At 69.6% G+C, this 5,204-nt stretch carries 4 protein-coding genes and 1 pseudogene; 2 read left to right on the top strand and 3 right to left on the bottom strand.

Annotated features, from left to right (window positions below; genetic code table 11):
- Window positions 1-999: 999 nt before the first annotated feature.
- Window positions 1,000-2,007, top strand: a complete 1,008-nt coding sequence (locus tag AB0E67_RS36015; RefSeq protein WP_362035020.1) for a hypothetical protein — start codon at window positions 1,000-1,002, stop codon at window positions 2,005-2,007.
- Window positions 2,008-2,211: 204 nt separating this feature from the next.
- Here the strand turns inward: AB0E67_RS36015 and AB0E67_RS36010 are convergent, their stop codons facing one another.
- Window positions 2,212-2,895 carry a flavin reductase family protein gene (locus AB0E67_RS36010; protein ID WP_362035018.1) on the bottom strand — a complete coding sequence of 228 codons (684 nt, stop codon included), beginning with the start codon at window positions 2,893-2,895 and terminating at the stop codon, window positions 2,212-2,214.
- 56 nt (window positions 2,896-2,951) lie between these two features.
- Here AB0E67_RS36010 and AB0E67_RS36005 point away from each other — a divergent pair.
- Window positions 2,952-3,548, top strand: a pseudogene (locus AB0E67_RS36005) (helix-turn-helix domain-containing protein); the annotation flags it as partial.
- A 134-nt stretch (window positions 3,549-3,682) separates the two neighbouring features.
- Here AB0E67_RS36005 and AB0E67_RS36000 read toward each other — a convergent pair.
- Entirely contained in the window at window positions 3,683-3,979 is a 297-nt protein-coding gene (locus AB0E67_RS36000) for a hypothetical protein (RefSeq protein WP_362035022.1), read from the bottom strand.
- Between the two features lie 30 nt (window positions 3,980-4,009).
- Entirely contained in the window at window positions 4,010-4,867 is an 858-nt protein-coding gene (locus tag AB0E67_RS35995; RefSeq protein WP_362035016.1) for a MurR/RpiR family transcriptional regulator, read from the bottom strand.
- Between the last annotated feature and the right edge of the window lie 337 nt (window positions 4,868-5,204).

Genomic DNA, 5,204 nt, shown 5'->3' with positions numbered 1-5,204 from the left:
GGTCCATGCGCTGCATGCGCACGGCCAACTCGTCCCCGAGGCGCCACATCTGGTTGCCCCAGCCGCCCGCCACCTCACGGATGGCCAGCCCTGCACGACCGGCGCCGCCTGACCGGCAGCAGCGGAGTGGCCTTGGACCCGGACCGGCTCGCCTCAGGCGACCGGGCTCGCTGCGTGTGCGACTCCCGGACCAGGCCGGCGGCCGGACGCAGAACCCGGCCGCCTGCGCGTAACAGGGTCAGGGCAGGGGGACCTCGGCGCCGGGTCAGCGTGAGGGACGGTGCGGCGGATGGAGTCCCGGTGTTATGCCCCGTCCGGGCCCGGCGGGGTGCGGCCGTTGCCGCGCTGCGGGGTGCGGCGCGGGTGCGATCATCCGGCGCGGACGGCCAGGAGCTGGGCGCGGGTGTAGGTGGTCGTGCCCGGGATGCCTGCCACGCGTCGGACCGTGCTTCCTGGAGGGTCGCCGCGACTGCGCCGACGTCCATCCCCTTCGCCCGGACACGCGGAGTGAGCGGGCGGCGCGGTGCGCCGGGGCGGCCAGGGGAGCGGTCACTTCGGTTCTTGGTGCGGATTCGGGAGCGGGCCGCCGCCAGAGCGCCGTACGACGGCCCGCCGAATATGCGAGCCGAAGCTCAGGAGTTGTCACCGACGAAGCTGGATGAGCCGGCGAATAGGACTGGTTGAGGCAGCCTGGTTGTCACAAACGAGGCATTCAACTGTCACAAGTGCTCATTCGGTAGCCGTTCTGTCACCAGCGAGGACGCGGGCAATGCTGCCCTCAGCCTGCCTGCCAGCCAGCCAGCCGCGCCGCGGGTGTCGGCGCGAACTTCCAGCCATCAGCGAAAAGTTTGGACGGATTCCGGTGTCTCGCTGACATGATGCGGGAACGGGGGTGGTTGCCTGGTGTCCGTGTGATTCGGGGGTGTCATGGGAGCGGGTGAACTCGCCGCGGCCGCTGTCGGGGTCCTGGCGGCTGTGATCACAGGGACAGCAACCGGAGTGGGCGAGCAGGCCGGGGCCGCTGTCGCGCAGGTCGTCCGAGACCGGCTGGGAGCCTCGGATCGCGGTCGGGCCGCACTGGCGGGTCTTGAGGAGACCGGGGCGTCCCCTGAGGCGCAGGCCGGAGCATCGGCGGTTCTCGCCGAGGAGATCGAGACCGATCCCCGGCTGCGACACGCGCTGACGGTGCACCTGAGCGCGCCGTATGCGGCCGGCGGTGTGGTCATCGATCGCAGCCGGATGCGCGGCGACAACCCGATCCTGGTCGGCAGCGGGACGACCAACTTCAGGAAGCCGACGTCAGCGGCCGGCATGGTGGCGCTCGTGCTGGCCGTGCTGGTGGTCCTCGCCGTGATCGTCCTCGCTGTGTACGGCGGGAGCCGGATCCTTGGTTCTGATGACTCTACGGACAGCGGCCATGGCTCCGCATCCGCGACAGCCGGCAAGAACGATGGTTCGGCGTCGAGCAGCGGCAGCAAGGAGAGGAACACTACACCTCGTGCGCTGACTGTGGCCGAGACAAAGGACGTGGTGCCTGGACTGGAGGACATGCCGTCAGGCTGGGCAGTCAGCAGTGCGCGCAACGGGTTCCCCGCCGAAGGGGACACGGGGTGTAACAGGGGAACTGCGAACTATGAGAACCCGGAAAAGAACTCGGGTCACCTCACGGTGACCTACCGCGTGACCGCGTGCCGAGATGTCCGAACGGTGATCGATGGGTACGCGGAGGAGTTGAAGGGTGTCCAAACCAGCGATCCGGAAGAGACGCGTATCGCGATGCCGAGGTGTGGTGATGAGAGCTTCGCGACCAGCTACACCATCACCAATGGCACAAGCGACTGGAACGGCGATCACGTCGAGATCCGGGCCCGAGTGGGAGCGGTCCTCATCGACATGAACTACGGCCCGATCGGCGACGGCCCCTACAGGCTCGACTTCCTGCAGCGGGCCCAGGAACTCATGCAACTCGTCTGCGATCGGGCTGTCGCTTCGCAGAGCACTCCCTGACCGCCTCCAGTCCCCCCGGAGGACCTGGCCCACATCTCGCCCACCTGACCGAGCACATCAACCGGTTCGGCGAGGACTCCACGCACGAGCTCGGCATCCAGCCAGTGGCGTACGACCCGAAGCTCGACGTCGACTTCACCCCGCTGCGGGACCAGGACCCGGCGGCCGCTGGCTTCGGCGAGGCAGCCTGATCTCAGTTGGGGGCTATGTCGGCGAGTGCAGGCTCTGCGGCAGGCCCCCGACATTGCGGGGTGTCTGGGTGCGGTAGGAGTGGCCGAGTTCCGGACCGAGTCCGAAGTAGTGGCGGAAGTTGTAAATGAGGGGGCTCCAGGCGGCGGGGTCGATGTGGTCGGTGCCCGGAACGACGATGCGGGAGTCGGCGTGCACCTTGCACACGACGGCCTCGACGATGACGAAGTCCCCGGAGACATCCGGCTGCACCCGCTCGGCACGGGCCTCCAATTGGATCGGGCATCCGGCGACGCGAGGCGGCCGCACCAGATGGGAGGGCTCGCTGGTCATGCCTGCTGCGGCGAACTTGTCCGGCTCGAAGCGGCAGCCCTTGGGCTTGCCAGAGGGCACTGGATTCCGGCCGGTCAGTGGCGCCAACCGCTCCACGGCCCGCCACTGGGCGGGGGTCGGCAGGCTGATGACCAGGTCGGGGCGGCTGCCGAGGTTGTACGCCGTCTGCCCCTCACGGCCCAGTCCGATCACAACCGTCTGCCCGAGGGCCCATGCAGATGATATCGGGGCAAGGTTGAACGAGCCGTCCTGATTCTCTGTCGACAGGAGCACCACTGGCGTCCCGAAGTACAGGATGCTCGGCTCGATCTCCAGGTGGGTGGCGACTGTCTGTGCGGGCAGGGTGCTGGGAGGTGCCGTGTTCATGGTGAGCAGCCTAGGGTCCGGTTGTTTCGGCCGGGGCCGAAGTGTCACAGGGGCCGATGGACCGCATGGGCATGCAGCGCGCACATGTAGCCGGTCCCGATCTGGCTACCGTGGCGAAGCTTCTGGCCGGTGGTACGCGGGCATCTTCTGTCCAGCCCTGCTTGACGGCCGGGCTTGGACAGCGACGGAATTGGCACGTCATGTGAGGGGGCGCCCTCGACCACGACGGAGCACTTGCACTCGCTCGTCCGCGGAAACCTGCTGGCTGAGGAAGGGCAGGGCCGCCACCGCCATGTGCGTCTGGCCGGTCCGCACGTAGCCGAGCTGATCGGGAGCCTCGCCTCCATGGCACCCGAGCGCACCCCAGCACCCCGTTCTCTGTCGGCGGCTGGCCGCCGACAGGCCCTCGCCCACGCCCGCACCTGCTACGACCACCTCGCCGGGACCGTCGGGGTCGCGATCACCGATGCGATGCTCGACCGAAGGCTGCTGGACCTGGAGCATGGACTCGGGCTCACCAGCGCCGGAGCGGCCTGGCTCTGCTCGAAGATCTCGGCATCACCGTCCCGACCGGCACGCGCCGACCGTCGGTACGATCATGCCTGGACTGGACCGAACGCCGCCCCCATCTGGCCGGCGCCGTCGGTGCCGCCCCGACCAGATCGAGGCCCGGGTCGAGGCCGCGCGCCGGGCCGGCGCCAAGGCGCAGGTCGAAGGAGGTCGGGCGGTCGAAGACGGTCGGCGAGAAGCCCAGTCCGCTGAAGGCCCGCAGGTTCTCGTCCAGGGTTCAGCCCTGTTCGATGCCGGCCTTCACGGCCAGCCAGACGGCCTTGGGCAGTTTGCGCTTGGCGAGGCGCTCCGCCTCGGCCAGGTTCTTGAACGGCACTCGGGTCACCACGTTCGTCCCCTTCGACTGCCCGTCCGGTGGGCCGTGCGGGCGGGGGCCCGGGGCCGGCCACCGCTGCTTCGCGGGGTCGGCCCCGGGCCGCTCGCGGAGCCGGGCGACTTCGCGGAGTACGGGGCCGACAGCGGGGAACGCGCTGCCCTGGACGGCGAGTTGGGGTCCTGGGAACAGGGAACGCACGGCCCTGGACGGGAAGTCCGGGCCGTGCGTTCAGGCGTGCTCCGTGGCCGCCTCGAAGCGTTCCATCCGCTCCCGGCCCGCGCGTCCCGCGGCGTCCGTCACCGCGGCCACCAGGCTCTCGCTCAGTGCCATCGCGGCCACGAGGGAGTCGAACGGCGAGGCGGACTCCACCCGTGCGGGGAGGACCACCTTGGCCAGCTTGGCGATGGGAGAGAGCCAGTTGTCCGTCATCAGGCACACGGTGGCGCCCCGGGCCGCCATCCCCTCGCTGAAACGGAGGCTGGACTCGCTGTAGCGGCGGTAGTCGAGGACGAGGAGGACCGTGTTGGCGTCCGCGTCGGCGAGCGCCCTGCGCCGCTCCATCTCCTCCTGGCCGACCACGTCGACGTCCTCGCGCAGCTGCCACAGATGGATGACCAGGTACTCGGCCAGCAACCGGCTGAACCGGCCCCCGGCCACCCGTACACTTCGCGCCGGGTCGCTGAGGAGCTTGACGAGGGTGGCGAACTCCGACTCCGGCAGCTCCGCATAGGTGGCGTCCAGCAACTGTGCGAAGGCGTGGTGCGTTTCCGGAAGCACGCCCTTCGCGGAGGTCGAGGTCTTCTCGGCGTACTGCTTCAGCGGGGAGCCCGACTCCCCGTTCAACTCGTGGACCAGGCAACGCTGGAAGGCCGGGAATCCGGCGAAGCCGAGCCGGGTGACGAACCGGACCACCGTCGCCGAACTGACCCCCGCACCGGCCGCCAGATCCGCGACGGTGGTGAGGCCGGCCGTGGGGTACTGGGCCAACACCGCCCGGGCGACCTTGCGTTCACCATTGCTCAGGCCGTCCATGGCGGAGAGCAGCAGCTTCCGAACCGATGCGTGACCACCCGGTATCGTCTCCATTTTTCAAGGCTACCAAGACTGGGCGCGCACTGAAACATCCGTTACATCAGGCCGCCGTACGAGACCGGAACGGGCACAGGAGACCGTACGGGGCGGAAGCGGAACGGCGCACGAGCCGTCCCGGACGTCCGCCCTGGATGTCAGCCCAGAACATCGCGGCGGGCGCGCGGGGCGCGACACCGTGCCCGACCCGCTGCGTGGGGGACCCCACGCCCCCATGCAGCGGGCCGGGCGGACGCGTGGTCAGCTCCGAGCGTCACCGAGCACGCCTGCGAGGGCGTCCACGAGCAGATCGATCTCGTCCTCGGTCGCCACCAGCGGAGGGGCGAACCGGACC

It is taken from the genome of Streptomyces sp. NPDC032161 (assembly GCF_040636995.1).
In the GTDB taxonomy this organism is placed as follows: domain Bacteria; phylum Actinomycetota; class Actinomycetes; order Streptomycetales; family Streptomycetaceae; genus Streptomyces.
This window is presented reverse-complemented; position numbering and strand designations above follow the sequence as displayed.

Excerpts from the sequence above, each read along its gene's own strand:
- AB0E67_RS35995 (WP_362035016.1), bottom strand. The coding sequence starts at position 4,867 with ATGGAGACGATACCGGGTGGTCACGCATCGGTTCGGAAGCTGCTGCTC.
- AB0E67_RS36010 (WP_362035018.1), bottom strand. The coding sequence starts at position 2,895 with ATGAACACGGCACCTCCCAGCACCCTGCCCGCACAGACAGTCGCCACC.